The sequence below is a fragment of the Streptomyces sp. NPDC104202 genome (assembly GCF_055584185.1).
In genome coordinates this window covers 115,649-130,498 of record NZ_JBVJMN010000006.1, presented here as the reverse complement: position 1 = coordinate 130,498, position 14,850 = coordinate 115,649, and the positions used below count along the sequence as shown (strand labels likewise).

11 protein-coding genes are annotated in these 14,850 nt (G+C 74.7%); 3 read left to right on the top strand and 8 right to left on the bottom strand.

The window, feature by feature from the left end; genetic code table 11:
- The first annotated feature begins 218 nt into the window (after positions 1 to 218).
- From ACZ60W_RS06475 to ACZ60W_RS06465, 3 genes are all read left to right on the top strand, one after another.
- A complete protein-coding gene (locus tag ACZ60W_RS06475; RefSeq protein ID WP_469754230.1) occupies positions 219 to 1,346 on the top strand; it encodes an aminoglycoside phosphotransferase family protein in 1,128 nt (375 codons plus the stop codon).
- Positions 1,347 to 1,698: 352 nt separating this feature from the next.
- Entirely contained in the window at positions 1,699 to 3,618 is a 1,920-nt protein-coding gene (locus tag ACZ60W_RS06470; RefSeq protein ID WP_469754290.1) for an N-acetylmuramoyl-L-alanine amidase, read from the top strand.
- A gap of 160 nt (positions 3,619 to 3,778) precedes the next feature.
- Positions 3,779 to 5,968: a terpene synthase family protein gene (locus ACZ60W_RS06465; RefSeq protein WP_469754229.1), complete on the top strand. Its 2,190-nt coding sequence runs from the start codon at positions 3,779 to 3,781 to the stop codon at positions 5,966 to 5,968.
- A 66-nt stretch (positions 5,969 to 6,034) separates the two neighbouring features.
- Here the strand turns inward: ACZ60W_RS06465 and ACZ60W_RS06460 are convergent, their stop codons facing one another.
- From ACZ60W_RS06460 to ACZ60W_RS06425, 8 genes are all read right to left on the bottom strand, one after another.
- Positions 6,035 to 6,400 (bottom strand): RNA-binding S4 domain-containing protein, encoded by a 366-nt coding sequence (locus tag ACZ60W_RS06460; RefSeq protein WP_384886751.1) that lies wholly within the window; start codon positions 6,398 to 6,400, stop codon positions 6,035 to 6,037.
- 16 nt (positions 6,401 to 6,416) lie between these two features.
- Positions 6,417 to 6,917, bottom strand: coding sequence for a hypothetical protein (locus ACZ60W_RS06455; RefSeq protein WP_360811160.1), 501 nt, complete (start codon positions 6,915 to 6,917; stop codon positions 6,417 to 6,419).
- Positions 6,918 to 6,973: 56 nt separating this feature from the next.
- Positions 6,974 to 9,787, bottom strand: coding sequence for an ATP-binding protein (locus ACZ60W_RS06450; protein ID WP_469754289.1), 2,814 nt, complete (start codon positions 9,785 to 9,787; stop codon positions 6,974 to 6,976).
- Positions 9,788 to 10,222: 435 nt separating this feature from the next.
- Positions 10,223 to 10,633, bottom strand: coding sequence for an ACT domain-containing protein (locus ACZ60W_RS06445; protein WP_469754228.1), 411 nt, complete (start codon positions 10,631 to 10,633; stop codon positions 10,223 to 10,225).
- A gap of 34 nt (positions 10,634 to 10,667) precedes the next feature.
- The gene (locus tag ACZ60W_RS06440) at positions 10,668 to 11,834 is read right to left on the bottom strand and encodes a thiolase domain-containing protein (protein WP_469754227.1); all 1,167 of its coding nucleotides are present in this window, start codon (positions 11,832 to 11,834) and stop codon (positions 10,668 to 10,670) included.
- On the bottom strand, positions 11,827 to 12,885 hold the full coding sequence (locus ACZ60W_RS06435; RefSeq protein WP_469754226.1) for a thiolase domain-containing protein: 1,059 nt from the start codon (positions 12,883 to 12,885) through the stop codon (positions 11,827 to 11,829). Before ACZ60W_RS06435 ends, ACZ60W_RS06440 begins: the two co-directional genes overlap by 8 nt.
- Positions 12,882 to 13,847, bottom strand: a complete 966-nt coding sequence (locus tag ACZ60W_RS06430; RefSeq protein WP_469754225.1) for a Zn-ribbon domain-containing OB-fold protein — start codon at positions 13,845 to 13,847, stop codon at positions 12,882 to 12,884. The genes ACZ60W_RS06435 and ACZ60W_RS06430 overlap by 4 nt, the downstream gene beginning before the upstream one ends.
- A gap of 83 nt (positions 13,848 to 13,930) precedes the next feature.
- Positions 13,931 to 14,731, bottom strand: a complete 801-nt coding sequence (locus tag ACZ60W_RS06425) for a crotonase/enoyl-CoA hydratase family protein (RefSeq protein WP_469754224.1) — start codon at positions 14,729 to 14,731, stop codon at positions 13,931 to 13,933.
- Positions 14,732 to 14,850 lie beyond the last annotated feature (119 nt).

The window sequence follows — 14,850 nt, the reverse complement described above, 5'->3', positions numbered from 1 at the left end:
TCTCGGCTGAGTTGACAGTAGCCCCCTGTCATAGGGCTGGCGACTATTCGCCAGGGTTCGCCAGGGTGCGCCCGATGTTCCGCCACCCGCGCCCGGGTGTCAGGTATGAAGCGCGCCACCCCGCACCGCCGACCGGCCCTCATTCCCCAGGGTGCGGACCGGGGAGCGGGCGGGGCGACGCACGCAACTCGTCGGCCACGAAGGGATCTGTCACCTCCATGTACACAGCATCGTCCTCCGTGTCCGCCCCGCCCCGGCCGCAGCACCGCATCGTCCCCGCCGGCGCCGGACCGTACCTCGCCCCCGCGACCCAGGCCGTCCGGCCGAGGCGCTGGGCGGGCGGCACCGGCACCCAGCCGCTCAGCGGGAGGATCGACCTGTCCGGCCCCCAGGGGGCGCAGCTGAAGATGGCGATCGCCTCGGTCCACCGGATCTGCCCGGAGTTCAACCCGGTGCAGGTGCTGCGGCGCAGCGGTCGTTCCGTACTCATCGTCGGGACGACCGGGCGGACCACGGCGGTCGCGAAGTGTTTACTGGACCACTCCCCCGCGTGGGTCGAGCGGTTCCGGCACGAGATAGCGTCCTACCGCTCCTTCGTCCGCCACCGTCCGCCGGTGCGGGCGCCGCGGCTGATCGCGGCGGACCCGGAGAACTGCACGCTGGTGATCGAGCGGATGCCCGGACGGGCGGCGGCGCTGTCGCGCCACCCCGTGGAGGCGCCGCCCCGGGCCGACCTGCGGGCGGCGCTCGGCGCGATCACCCGGCTCAACGCCTGGCGTCCGCCGGCCGGGACCTTCGACGCCCCGCTGGACTACGGGACCCGGATCGCGCGCTACCACGAGCTCGGCCTCTTCACCGACCGGGACCGGGACGACCTGCAGAAGCTGCTGCACGGGCTGGCGCACGCGGGCGGGCGCCAGGGGATGGGGCAGTTCTGTCACGGTGACGCGCTGCTCTCCAACATCCTGCTCTCCCCCGCCGGTCCGGTCCTCGTGGACTGGGAGCACGCGGGCTGGTACCTCCCGGGGTACGACCTGGCGACGCTGTGGGCGGTGCTGGGTGACGCTCCGCTGGCCCGCCGCCAGATCAGTCAGCTCGCCCAGCAGGCGGGTCCGGCCTCCCGGGACGCGTTCCTGGTGAACCTGATGATCGTGCTGACGCGGGAGATCCGTACGTACGAGACGGCGGTGCAGCGCACGATGAAGGAGGCGCCCCCGGCCGGGTCCGGGGCGGCGCACGCGGGGTCGCCGGCGTCGGGCGAGGAACAGCGGCTGCTGCTGAGGCGGCTGCACGACGACTGCGCGATGGCACGGCGGGCCGTGCGCGCGGCGGTCGGGACGCGCTGAAGGGGGCGGGTCCGACCGACGGAACGGGGGGTGCGCCGTGCGCCCGGTGCCGACACACCGGGACACGGCGCACCGGTGTGTCCGGCTCCGTGACGGCCGGGTCATTGGTCCATTCCACTGACGCGCCCCAGGCCCGGGACCCGTCTCCGCGAAACTCCGCCACCTGGCCTCCATTCCTGCCCTGACGTGCGAACTTCCGCTTGTGTGGGCGTGATTGACGGATCGTCCGGGACCCGATACCCCTGTACGGGTTCGGTCCCGCACGCCCCCGTGTCACCCCCCACCTCTGGAGGCCGCCTTGACCCGTTACGCGTCCCGCAGACCGACCTCACCGCACCGGGTGCCGAGGACGCTGGGCGCCGTGGCGTCCGTCGCCCTGCTGCTGCCGCTGCTGTCCGCCGCCCCCCGGGCGGGTGCCGAGGCGCCCGACCCGGGTTCCCTGCAGGCGCAGTTCGCCCGTGCCGCCGCGCACCAGGGCGTACCGGAGAGCGTGCTGCTGGCCGTCTCCTACCTGCAGTCGCGGTGGGACGCGCACGGCGGTGCGCCCAGCGTGACCGGCGGATACGGGCCGATGCACCTGACGGACGCCGTGACGGCGCTGGCCCGGGAGGCCCCGCACCACTCCGGGGGCGAGGAGGACGCCCGGGGCGACGGCTCGCGGGCGGTGCGCACGGGGGCCGGCGCCCCGGTCCCGTCCCCGGTGCGGCTGCCCGAACGGCTGCGCACGCTGGAGCGGGCGTCGGCGCTTTCGGGGATCCCGGCGGAGGAGCTGCGCACCGACACGGCCGCCAACATCGAGGGCGGGGCGGCGCTGCTCGCCGCGGCCCAGCGGGAGTCGGGGCGGCCGGCGGGCGCGGACCCGGCCGACTGGTACGGGGCGGTGGCCGCGTACTCCGGAGCCGACGACGCGGCGACGGCGGCGACGTACGCGAACGACGTGTTCGACGTGATCCGGGGCGGCGAGTCGCGGACGACGGACAGCGGGCAGGTGGTGACGCTTCCGGCCGCGCCCTCGGTGGCGCCCGCCACGGCGCAGCTGGCCGGGCTGGGCCTGCGCCGGCCGGCCGACGGTCCGGTGGAGTGCCCGCGGTCGGTGGCCTGCGAGTGGGTCCCCGCCCCGTACGAGGAGTTCGGCGACGGCGACTACGGCAACCACGACAAGGCGAACCGGCCGGAGTCGCAGTCGATCGACTACATCGTCATCCACGACACCGAGGCCACGTGGGACGTGACCCTGCAGCTGGTGCAGGACCCGACGTACGTGTCGTGGCAGTACTCGCTGCGGTCCTCCGACGGGCACGTCGCCCAGCACCTGGCGCTGAAGGACGTCGGCTGGCACGCGGGCAACTGGTTCGTGAACGCCAAGTCGGTGGGCCTGGAGCACGAGGGGTTCCTCACCGCGCCGGACTCCTGGTACACCGAGGCGATGTACCGGGCGTCGTCCCGCCTGGTGCGGTACCTGGCCGCGCGGTACGACATCCCGCTGGACCGCCGGCACATCCTGGGCCACGACAACGTGCCCGGGACCGTGACGTCGACGATCCGGGGCATGCACACGGACCCCGGGCCCTACTGGGACTGGGCGCACTACTTCCGGCTGCTCGGCCGCCCGATCACGCCGAGCGCCGGCCCGAGGGCGGGCGTGGTGACGATCCGGCCCGAGTACGGCGAGAACCGGCCGGTCTACACGGGGTGCGCGACGGCGGGCGAGGCGTGCGCGCCGCACGGCAGTGGCGCCGTGCGGCTGCACACCGGGCCCAGCGCCGACGCGCCCCTGGTGAAGGACATCGGGCTGCGGCCGGGCGGCGAGGACTCCACGGACGGGGTCAACGACACCGGGGCGCGCGCCTCGACGGGCCAGAGCTTCGCGGTGGCGGAGCGGCGGGACGGCTGGACGGCGATCTGGTACCTCGGGCAGAAGGCGTGGTTCGCCGACACCGGGAAGCGGCCGGCGGCGGTCGGCACGCGGGGACTCGTCCTGACGCCCCGTGAGGGGCTGGCGGAGGTGCCGGTGTACGGACGGGCCTATCCGGAGGCGTCGGCGTACCCGGCCGGGGTGCCGGTCCAGACGGTGTCGCCGCTGCCGTACAAACTGCTCGCCGGCCAGCGGTACGTGGTGGGCGGCCGCACTCCGGGCGAGTACTACTTCGCGCCGGTGTTCGACCCGACCGGGCACCGGGTGGTCCGGGGCCAGGAGGAGTACTACGAGATCCAGTTCGGCCATCGGGTCGCCTTCGTGAAGGCCGCTGACGTGCGGGTCTTCCAGGGCTGACGGCGGGGCGGCCGAAAGGCCGGGGGTGGTGCCGGGGGAACGCTCCGGCACCACTCCTTCGGCGTTCATACGACTATTGGAGAGATCGTGTGCGCCGTACGGGCGACGGGTAAGGCTGGGGCCGCACACACCCCCTGCTCACCGGAAGGCCCCCCAGCGCATGCCTCAGCCCTTCATCATGCCGGACTTCTATGTTCCGTATCCGGCGCGGCTCAATCCCCACGTGGAGGGCGCCCGCACGCACACGCGTGCGTGGGCGCGCGCGATGGGGATGCTGGAGGGCTCGGGAGTCTGGGAGGAGCACGACCTCGACTCGCACGACTACGCGCTGCTCTGCGCCTACACGCATCCCGACTGCGACGCGGAGGCGCTGGACCTCGTCACCGACTGGTACACGTGGGTCTTCTTCTTCGACGACCACTTCCTGGAGGTCTTCAAACGCACCCAGGACCGGGCGGGCAGCAAGGCGTATCTGGACCGGCTGCCGCTGTTCATGCCGGCGGACCCGGCGACCGGCATGCCCGAGCCGACGAACCCCGTCGAGGCGGGCCTCGCGGACCTGTGGCGGCGGACCGTCCCGGCGATGTCCGAGGGGTGGCGCGTCCGGTTCGCGGAGGCGACCGAGCACCTCCTCAACGAGTCCCTCTGGGAACTCGACAACATCAACGAGGGGCGGGTCGCCAACCCGCTGGAGTACATCGAGATGCGGCGCAAGGTCGGCGGCGCCCCCTGGTCGGCCGGTCTCGTCGAGTACGCGGCGGGGGCGGAGGTCCCCGCCCAGGTGGCGTACGCGCGGCCGCTGCGGGTGCTCAGGGACTCCTTCTCCGACGCCGTGCACCTGCGCAACGACCTCTTCTCCTACCAGCGCGAGGTCGAGGAGGAGGGCGAGAACAGCAACGGCGTCCTGGTCCTGGAGCGGTTCCTCGGCTGCACGACCCAGGAGGCGGCGAACGCGGTCAACGACCTGCTGACCTCCCGGGTCCAGCAGTTCGAGAACACCGCCCTGACGGAGGTGCCGCTGCTCGCCGCCGAGCGGGGGCTGAGCCCGGCGGAGTGCGCGGCCGTGACGGCGTACGCCAAGGGGCTCCAGGACTGGCAGTCCGGCGGCCACGAGTGGCACATGCGCTCCAGCCGGTACATGAACGAGGGCATGGCCTCCGGGCCGTCGCGCCTCGACGGGGTCCTCGGCACGTCCGCCCTCGACGTCCGGACCCTCTTCGGGCGCCCGGCGGCGGCCCGGCACCGGGCGTTCACCCATGTGCCGCACGAGCCGGTGGGCCCGTCGCTGCTGCCCGAGTTCGACCTGCCGTACCCGCTCGCGCTCAGCCCGCACCACGCGGAGGCGCGGCGGCACACGGTCGACTGGGCCGAGCGGATGGGCCTCCTGGACGACCTCTGGGACCGGCCGACGGCGGAGGGCTTCGACCTCGCGCTCTGCGCGGCGGGCCTCGACCCGGACGCCTCCCGGGAGGAGCTGTGCCTCAGCGCCGACTGGCTGACCTGGGGGACCTACGCGGACGACTACTACCCGTTCTTCTTCGGACGGTCGGGCGCCCTGGCCGCCGCGAAGGAGCAGACCGACCGGCTGAAGGCGTGCATGCCGCTCGACGAGCCCGCGGCCGGCGCGGCGTGCGCGGTGAACCCGCTGGAGCGCTCGCTGGCGGACGTCTGGGAGCGGACCGCGGCGCCGATGGAGGCCGGGGCGCGGGCGCAGCTGCGGACGGCGCTCGACGCGATGCTCGACAGCTGGATGTGGGAGATGCACAACGTGGTGCAGCACCGGGTGCCCGACCCGGTGGACTACGTCGAGATGCGGCGCAGCACGTTCGGCTCCGAGCTGACGACGCTGCTGTGCCGGCTGCGGCAGGAACGGACACTGCCGCCGGAGGTCTTCCGGTCGGGCACGGTCCGCAGCCTGGAGAACGCGGTCATGGACTACGGCACGCTGCTCAACGACCTCTTCTCGTACCAGAAGGAGGTCGAGGTCGAGGGCGAGGTGCACAACGGCGTCCTGGTGCTCCGGACGTTCTTCGACTGCGACTACCCGACGGCGGTGGCGATGGTCGCCGATCTGATGCGGGGCCGGCTGCGCCAGTACGAGAACCTGAAGGAGCGTGAGGTCCCGCTGCTGTACGAGGACTTCGGGCTGGGCGCACCGGAGCGGGCGGCGTTCGAGGCGTATCTGCGGGAGCTGGAGGACTGGCTCGCGGGCGTCCTCAACTGGCACCGGAACGTCAGGCGTTACGGAGCGGAGGACGTCCGGGGCGGCGATGGGGCGCTGCGTCGCCCGTCGGGGATCGGGACCTCGGCGGCCCGGATCACCGGGCTGCTCGGCGCCGGCCGGGGCTGAGGGACGGCGCAGGGCCTCCGGGACGGTTCCCGGAGGCCCTGGGGGTGACGCGTCGGTCCGGCCGGATCACGAGCTCCGGCCGCGCAGCTCGTCGAGTTCGCGGCGGTCGCGCTTGGTGGGGCGGCCGGCGCCGCGGTCGCGGACGGCGGCGACGGCGACGTGTTCGCGCGGCGGCGGGGGCGGACTGTTGTCCACGTACGCCTCGGCGGCGACCGGCGGGCCGATCCGCTTGGTGTGGAGCTCCTTGACCTCGACGATCCGCTCCCGGCCGCCGTGGAAGAGCCGGACCTCGTCGCCGGGCTTCACCGGCTGGGCGGGCTTGGCGCGTTCGCCGTTGACCTTGACGTGCCCGGCCCGGCAGGCCGCGGCGGCCTGCGAGCGGGTCTTGGTCAGGCGGACCGCCCAGATCCAGCTGTCGACGCGTGCGCTCACGGCCCCCGCCCTCCCGTCAGCCCTGCTGGAACAGCTCGGCGGGCAGCGGCTTCAGCAGCGCGTAGAGGTCGTCGGTGATCGGCCGGTCCCAACTGGCGATCGTCACGAGGACGTTGTCGCTGCGGTCGAACTGGACGCAGGAGATGCGGCTCTCGGAGAGCTTGAGGCGCCGCACGATCAGGAGGTTGTCGCCCTGCATGACGGGGACGTCCTCGGTGTCGAGCACGTCGACCGGCTCGTCGTTCTCGAGGGCGGCGAGGAGCTGGGCCACCTCGAAGGGGATCTGCCCGTCGGCCAGCTCCCGCGCCGGCGATCCTTCGGGCAGGTTGCCGATGATCATCGCGGGGCCGCGGCCGCCGAAGAGGTCGTACCGGAGGAACACACCCTGACAGGAGCCGTCGGGAGCGGGCAGCAGGCCGGCGCCGAGGTTGCCGGGCCAGTCTCCCGGGTCCATGGCCAGGACGTCGAAGTCCGGGCCCGCGGGTGTGGCGGCGCTGCGGCGGCGGAGGAAGGACATACGGCCATGGTACGTGTCCCGGCGCGCTCCGCGACGCGCCGGGCGGACGTGCGCGGTCAGTCGTCGCCGCCCGCGTCGCGGGCCTCCCGCTCGGCCTTCCGGAGGGCCTGGGCGAGGCCGGTCCGGTCGGTGCCGAGCTTGCGGTAGACGGCCGACAGGAGGCGGCCGACGGCGGCCGCGTCGATCCCGAGGACGGCGGCGGCGTCCCGGTCGCGGAGGGTGAGCTCGGCCGCGGCGCGCTCACGGGCGGTGAGCGTGTCGGTGCCCGCCGGATGCAGCGGACGCGGGCGCAGCCCGGCCGCGGCCAGCTCGGCCCTGGCCTCCTCGACGAGGCCGTCGGCTCCGCAGTCCTGGGCGGCCTCCAGTCCGCGGTACAGGTGCTCGGCGGCTTCCGCGGCGCGTTCGGTGCGGCGCAGGGCGGCACCGAGCGCGACGAGGGAGCGGGCCAGCTCGTACGCGGCGGGCGACTGGTCGAGCCAGTCGACGGACTCCTCCAGGAGCTTCACGCGCGCGCTGGGCTCCGAGACCTCGGCGGCGACCCGAAGCGCGGAGCCGATCGCCGAGGGCGCCCCGTACTGGCGGGCGCGGGCGACCGCGTCCTCGGCGGTGCGCAGGGCCGGGCCGGGGGTGGTGGCGGCCTCGGCGACGGCCAGGTGGAGCTGCCAGGGGCACCAGGCGGGGTTGCGCATGCCCCGGGGGTCGAGGCGGCGGCCGACGGCGGCCAGCTCGGCGGCGGCCTCCTCGGTGCGGCCCCGGGCGAGGAGCAGCTCGGCGTGGACGGTCTGGGAGTCGGGGAAGGTGACGGCCGCGGGGAAGGGCTCGCCGAAGTCGTGCGCGTCGGCGATCCGGGCGGCCTCCTCGACCCGGCCGCGGGCGAGGAGGACCTCGATCATGACGCCGACCGCGTACCACTGGGCGGGGGTGCGCGGCCCGACGCGTTCGGAGAGGCGCAGGCCGGCCCGGACGAAGTCCTCGGCCTCGACGAGGCGGCCGCGCCGGTAGCGGATGTAGCCGAGGAGGGTGTACGCGAAGGAGAGGTGGCCGCCCCGCCAGCCCTGGCGCTCGAACTCGGCGGTGCCGGCCGCGAAGAGTTCCTCGGCGCGGCCGGGCCGGTCGGCGTAGAGGAAGGTGAGGGCGGTCAGGACGGGCACCTCGAAGCCGCGGCTCTCGTCGGCCCAGCTCAGACCGCCTTCCAGGGCGCGCTCGGCGTGGGCGAGGGCGACGGAGGAGGGCTCGGCGCGCAGGGTGGCGTCCCAGGCGCGCAGCCCGATGATGTACCGCTCGGTGAGGTCGCGGCCGGTGAGCCGGTCGGCGAGGGCGGTGAGGCGGCGGGAGCGGGCGGGCGACTCGGGTTCGTCGGCGCGGAAGGCGTCCCACATGAACTTCTCGGCCTGCATCCGCAGCCGGCTGCGGGCGTCGGTGGTCTGCCGGGCCTCGCGGCCGAGCAGCTCGGACGCCTCGACGAGGCGGTCGCTGTGGGCGAGGACCTGGGAGAGGCGGTAGACGATGCCGTGGCGGAGCGCGGGGTCGGAGACGGGCTCCTCCAGGGCGGCCCGCAGGTGGTTGACGGTGGTGGCGGGTTCGGTGAGGAGCGAGGAGCAGCCGAGCTCGAAGAGGACGGCGGCCCGGTCGTCGTGGGCGGGCGGTTCCCGCAGGGCGCGGGCGAGGAAGCGGCGGGCGGCGTCGGGGGCGCCGGCCCGGAGGTTCTCGCCGGCCGCGGCGCGCAGTTGTCCGACGACCCACGGGTCGCCTTCGGGGTGGGTCTCCAGGAGGTGGCGGGCCGCGGCGGTGGGGCCGAGTCCGGCGTCGACGACGCACCAGGCGGCCTGGCCGTGCAGGGCGACGCGGGTGGCGGCGGGGATGGAGCGGTAGACGGTGGTGGCGATGAGCGGGTGGACGAATTCGAGGGGGTCGTCGGGGCCGTCCGCCTCGGCGAGGACGCGGGCCTCGCGCAGCCGGTCGGCGTAGTCGGCGACCTCCTCGCCGCCGAGGCCGGCGACGGCGCCGGCGAGCTGCGGGGAGATCTGGGTGCCGAGGACGGCGCAGGCCCAGGCCAGGCGCACGGTGGGGGCGCCGAGGCGTTCGAGGCGGGTGACGAGGCCGCTGCCCTTGAGGGCGGCGGCGAGGTCCCGGAGTTCGTGGGCGCCGCCGGCGGTGGGTTCGAGTCCGTGGTCGCGGACCTTGGCGGCGAGTTCGACGGCCTCGAAGGGGTTGCCCGAGGTGACCGTCCAGCACTCGCGGCAGAAGGTGTCGTCGGCGTGGGCGCCGACGCGGTCGCGGACGAGGCTGGCGATGGCGTCGGAGGTGAGCGGGGCCAGGCCGACGGGGCGGCGGCCCGACCGGTGTCCGGTGAACTCGGCTCCTTCGTCGGGGAGTTCGTCGGGGCGGTAGGCGACGACGAGCAGCATGGGGAGCTCTTCGGCGCGGGGCGCGAAGGCGGCGAGCCAGCCGAGGGACTCGGGGTCGGCCCAGTGGGCGTCGTCGAGGACGACGACGAGCGGGTCGCGCCGGACGGCGAGGTGGGTGAGGACCCAGTCGAGGCCGTCGCGCAGGCCCTGGGGGTCGGGGGGCGAGCCTTCGGCGGCGGCGCGGAGCCCGAGGGCGGGGCCGACGATGTCGTACCAGGAGCCGAGGCGTTCGCGCAGTTCGGTGTCGGTGGCGTGGGCCAGCTGGGGCTGGAGGAGCTGCCGGGCGACGTGGAAGGCCACGCGCTGCTCCTGGTCGCCGCCGCGGGCGGAGAGGACGGTGCAGCCTCGGGCGGCGGCGCGGCGGCGGATCTCCGCGAGGAGCGTCGTCTTGCCGAGTCCGGCGGGGGCGGCGTAGGCGAGGATGCCGCCGCGCCGGGCGGTGCGGGGCCGGTCCGGCGTCAGGTCGGCGGGGTGGCGGGCGGTCTCCGCCGGGTCCGTCGCCTCGCGGGGGACTTCGGACGGGGCCGGGAGGCGGCCGTCCGGGCGGTGCCGCTCGTCCTGCGCGGTCGTGTCCGACGGGGCGCCGTGGTCGGCGGCGGGGGTGTCGGGGACGGCGACGAGGTGGGGGCCCCGGGCGCCGCGCGGCGCGGGGACGGGGGCGTGGTCGGGCCAGGGCGGGTCGTCGGCCAGACCGGTCAGCAGGTCCAGCGCGTCCTCGGCCGCCGTGAGCGCCGCCTCGCGTTCGAAGAGGCCGAATCCCTGACGGGCCGGCCGGCCTCCCTGTCGTGCCACGTTCCACCCCCACACCGAGGGCGCACGACCGGCGCACGGGGAACGGCGCCGGGCGGGAGCCCCGCGAAAGCCCCAGCGTACGCCCGTCGCCACGGTATGCAACGGTCAATCACGGAAGCTCTCGGATCGCGCCGCGAGACGGTCGAGAACGGCCAACGCGCGCTCTGCCTCGGCATGTTCGACGAACAGATGGTCGTGATGGAATCCGGCCACCACGTTGCAGCTCATCCCGGCCGCGGCGAGCTCGCCCGCGACGGCGGCGGTGAGCCCGACGGCGTCGAGGGCGGAGTGGACGCGCAGGGTGATCCGCCCCGCCACGTAGTCGTAGACGAGTCCGGCGGCGTCGGCCTCCTCCTGGCGCAGGACGAGGGTGAGGCCCTCGGACTCGGCGACGGTGACCACCGGGGCGACCCCGTCCGGGACGGGGCCGTCCACCGTGGTGAAGACGTACCGGCCGGGGTCGAGTTCCGGCCGCATCCCGGCGAGGAGCCGGGTCAGGTCGCGTTCCGCTGTCATGCGCGCCAGGGTAGGCGCCCGGGGGCGCCGCGGCTCAGCCGGCGGGCGGGGTGTCCCCCACCAGCCACATGGAGAAGAACTGGGCGCCGCCGCCGTAGGCGTGGCCCATCGCCCGGCGCGCGCCGTCGACCTGGTGCTCGCCGGCGTCGCCGCGCACCTGGAGGGCGGCCTCGGCGAAGCGGATCATGCCCGAGGCGCCGATGGGGTTGGTGGAGAGGACTCCGCCGGAGGGGTTCACGGGCAGGTCGCCGTCGAGTTCGGTGACCCCGGCCTCGGTGAGCTTCCAGCCCTCCCCCTCGGCGGCGAAGCCCAGGTTCTCCAGCCACATGGGTTCGTACCAGGAGAACGGCACGTACATCTCGACGGCGTCGATCTCCCGCCGCGGGTCGGTCACGCCGGCCTGGCGGTAGACGTCGGCGGCGCAGTCGCGGCCGGCCCGGGGCGAGACGAAGTCCTTGCCGGCGAAGAGGGTCGGCTCGCTGCGCATCGCGCCGCCGTGCACCCAGGCGGGCGGGCGCGGGGCGCGGGCGGCGCCGGCCCGGTCGGTGAGGATCATCGCGCAGGCGCCGTCGGAGGACGGGCACGTCTCGGAGTAGCGGATGGGGTCCCAGAGCATCGGGGACGCCTGCACCTTCTCCAGGGTGAGGTCGTGCTCGTGGAGGTGGGCGTAGGGGTTCTTCAGCGCGTTGCGCCGGTCCTTGTACGCGACGAGGGAGCCGATGGAGCCGGGCGCGCCGGTGCGCCGCATGTACGCGCGCACGTGCGGGGCGAAGAAGCCGCCGGCGCCGGCGAGCAGCGGCTGCTGGAAGGGGACGGGCAGGGAGAGGCCCCACATGGCGTTGGACTCGGACTGTTTCTCGAAGGCGAGGGTGAGGACCGTCCGGTGGACGCGCGCGGCGACGAGGTTGGCGGCGACGAGGGCGGTGGAGCCCCCGACGGAGCCGGCGGTGTGGACCCGGAGCATGGGTTTGCCCACCGCGCCGAGCGCGTCGGCGAGGTACAGCTCCGGCATCATCACGCCCTCGAAGAAGTCGGGGGCCTTGCCGATGACGACGGCGTCGACGTCCGCCCAGGTGAGTGCGGCGTCCTGCAGGGCGCGGACGGCGGCCTCGCGGACGAGTCCGGCGATCGACACGTCGTGGCGGGCGGCGACGTGCTTGGTCTGGCCGACCCCGACGATCGCCACGGGCTCCTTAGGCACGGGTTTCTCCTTCCAGGACGGCGACCAGGTTCTGCTGGAGGCAGGGGCCCGAGGTGGCGTGGGCGAGGGCCCGGTCGGACTCCCCGCGGTGGATGCGGGCGGCGGCCTCGCCGAGCCGGACGAGTCCGGCGGCCATGACGGTGTTCGCGGCGAGGGCGCCGCCGGAGGGATTGATCCGGACCGTGTCGTCCAGGCCGAGCGCCCGGGTGAGGACGACCTCCTGGGAGGTGAAGGGCGCGTGGAGTTCGGCGGTGTCGACGGGCCGGTCGAAGGCACCGGCGCGTTCGGCGGCGAGCCGGGTGGACGGCGAGTCGGTGAGGTCGCGGACGCCGAGGGAGTGGGCCTCGATGCGGTGGTCCATGCCGCGGATCCAGGCGGGGCGGGCGCAGAGTGCGCGGGCACGGTCGCCGGCGGCGAGGATGACGGCGGCGGCGCCGTCGCCGATCGGCGGGCAGTCGCCGGTCCGCAGCGGCCGGACGACGTAGTCGCCCTGGGGGCGGGCGCCGGGGAGCTGGGCGTGCGGGTTGGCGCGGGCGTCCTCGCGGCTGCGGGCGGCGATGGCGGCGAGGGCGGGTTCGTCGGTGGCGCCGGCGTCGACGAGGGCCTGGGCCTGGAGGGCGGCGAGGGCGACGGAGTCGGGCCAGAGCGGGGCGAGGTAGTACGGGTCGAGCTGGCGGGTGAGGACGTCGCGGACGGAGCCGGGCGAGGTCTTGCCGTAGGAGTAGACGAGCGCGGTGTCGGCCTCGCCGGTCAGGAGTTTCACCCAGGCCTCGTACAGGGCCCAGGCACCGTCCGTCTCCACGTGGGACTCCGAAAGGGGCGGCCAGGCGCCGACGCCGTCGAGGGCCATGGTGAAGGAGAAGGCGCGGCCGGCCAGGTAGTCGGAGGAGCCGGAGCAGGTGAACCCGATGTCGGCGGCCTTCAGCCCGGTCCGGCCGAGGACCTCGTGCAGGACGGGCATGAGCATCTCGACCTCGGAGAGGTCGTCGGTGCGGCGCAGGTGGTCGCTCTGGGCGAAGGCGACGATGGCCACCTCCCGGTCCGTCGTCACAGCAGCTCCTTGTACGTGTCGTAGTCGGCGTCCGGTTCACCGCAGGGCCGGTAGTGGTCGGGGTAGCGGCCGTCGTCGCTCCACACCGGCTCGACGCGCAGGCCCATCCGGACCTGGTCGTAGGGGATGCCCGCGATGCGGCCGTGGAGGGCGAGTCCGGCGCCGTCCAGGGCGATGTGGGCGTAGACGTAGGGGACCTCGATGTCGAGGTTCTTCGCCTTGATGTTGACGATGCAGAAGGTCGTGACGGTGCCGCGCGGGCCGACCTCGACCTGGTCGGTGGTGGCGACCCCGCAGGTGGGGCAGGCGCCGCGCGGCGGCACGTACACCTTGGCGCAGGACGGGCAGCGTTCGCCGACGGTGCGGCGGTCGCCGAGCGCGCGCAGGTAGCGGGCCTGGGCGCGGCCGGGGCTGTAGGTGTAGTCCAGGCGGGCGGGGGCGACGATGCCGGTGACGGGGTCGGGGAACGTCCCGTCGTGGCCCCGGGCCTCCTCCCGGTCCGGGGCGCCGTCGTGGGGTTCGAAGCAGGCGATGTCGGTGATGGCGCCGGAGCGTTCGGCGGCCCACCGGACGCGGACCCGCTGGCCGGTGCGGACGGCTTCGGGGCCGGGTGCGTCCAGGGCGTGCAGGAGCGCGGTGTCGGCGCCGTCCAGGCGGACGAGGACCCAGGCGAAGGGGGTGGCGAGGGGCTGGCCGCGGCGGGGTTCCGGGTTCCAGGCCCAGGTGGTGACCGTGCCGGTGGCGCCGACCTCGACGAGGTCGCGGAGTTCGGCCGCGGTGACGGGGTCGTACTCGACGGGCGGGACGAGGACCTGTCCGTCCTCGGTGCGGACGCCGAGGACGGTCCGCTCGCGCAGGCCGGTGAGGAAGGCCGACTGGACGGGCCCGAGGGAGCGGGTGAAGGGGAACTCGACGACGAGGGGGGCGCGGAGGGTTTCCGGCGGTGGTGCGGAGGCTGTCACGGGACGGCTCCTTCGTTGGGGCGGGCGTGGGGTGCGGCGCCGGGGTGCGGGCCCGGCGTCTCGGGGCGGGGCCGCGGGGGCGCTCACTCGCGCCGGTAGACCGCCGGCCGCTTCTCCGCGAACGCCTGGGCGCCCTCCTTCGCGTCCGCCGTGTCGAAGATCGGCCACCCGCGGGCGAGTTCGGCGGCCAGCCCGTCCGTCTCGGTCATCTCGGCGGTCTCGTAGACGGACGCCTTGACGGCCTCGACGGCCAGCGGGCCGCAGGCGTTGACGCGTTCGGCGAGGTCGAGGGCGGTGTCCAGGGCGGTGCCGTCGGGGACGACCCGGCCGACGAGGCCGATGCGGGCGGCTTCGTCGGCGGTGTAGGGGCGGCCGGTGAGCAGCATCTCCAGGGCGTGGGTGCGGGCGATCTGGCGCGGCAGGCGGACGGTGGAGCCGCCGATCGGGAAGAGGCCGCGCCGCACCTCGAAGAGCCCGAAGGTGGCGGAGGCGCCGGCGACCCTGATGTCGGTGCCCTGGAGGATCTCGGTGCCGCCGGCGACGCAGTGGCCCTCGACGGCCGCGATGACGGGCTTGCGGGGCCGGTGGTGGCGGAGCATCGCCTTCCAGTGCAGGTCGGGGTCCTCCTTGAGCCGGTCGCGGTACTGCTCGCCCGCCATGCCGGCGCCGGCGAGGGCCTTGAGGTCCATGCCGGCGCAGAAGGCTCCGCCGGCGCCGGTGAGGACGACCGAGCGGACGGTGTCGTCGGCGTCGGCCTCCAGCCACCCGTCGTAGAGGCCGACGAGCATCGGCAGCGAGAGGGCGTTCTTGGCTTCGGGCCGGTTCAAGGTGAGGACGAGCGTGGCGCCTTCGCGCCGGACGCTGAGGTGTTCGGTGCCGCCCATGGGGGCCTCCCGTCTCCAGTTCTGGAACAGGTTGCAGGAGCCGGGGGTCCAGTTCAATAGTTTTCTGACACTCAGTCAGATTCTTCTGCGCACCCTCTTCCGCCGTCGGGCGGTCGGCG

Excerpts from the sequence above, each read along its gene's own strand:
- ACZ60W_RS06455 (WP_360811160.1), bottom strand. The coding sequence starts at position 6,917 with ATGTCCTTCCTCCGCCGCCGCAGCGCCGCCACACCCGCGGGCCCGGAC.
- ACZ60W_RS06475 (WP_469754230.1), top strand. The coding sequence starts at position 219 with ATGTACACAGCATCGTCCTCCGTGTCCGCCCCGCCCCGGCCGCAGCAC.
- ACZ60W_RS06425 (WP_469754224.1), bottom strand. The coding sequence starts at position 14,731 with ATGGGCGGCACCGAACACCTCAGCGTCCGGCGCGAAGGCGCCACGCTC.
- ACZ60W_RS06465 (WP_469754229.1), top strand. The coding sequence starts at position 3,779 with ATGCCTCAGCCCTTCATCATGCCGGACTTCTATGTTCCGTATCCGGCG.
- ACZ60W_RS06445 (WP_469754228.1), bottom strand. The coding sequence starts at position 10,633 with ATGACAGCGGAACGCGACCTGACCCGGCTCCTCGCCGGGATGCGGCCG.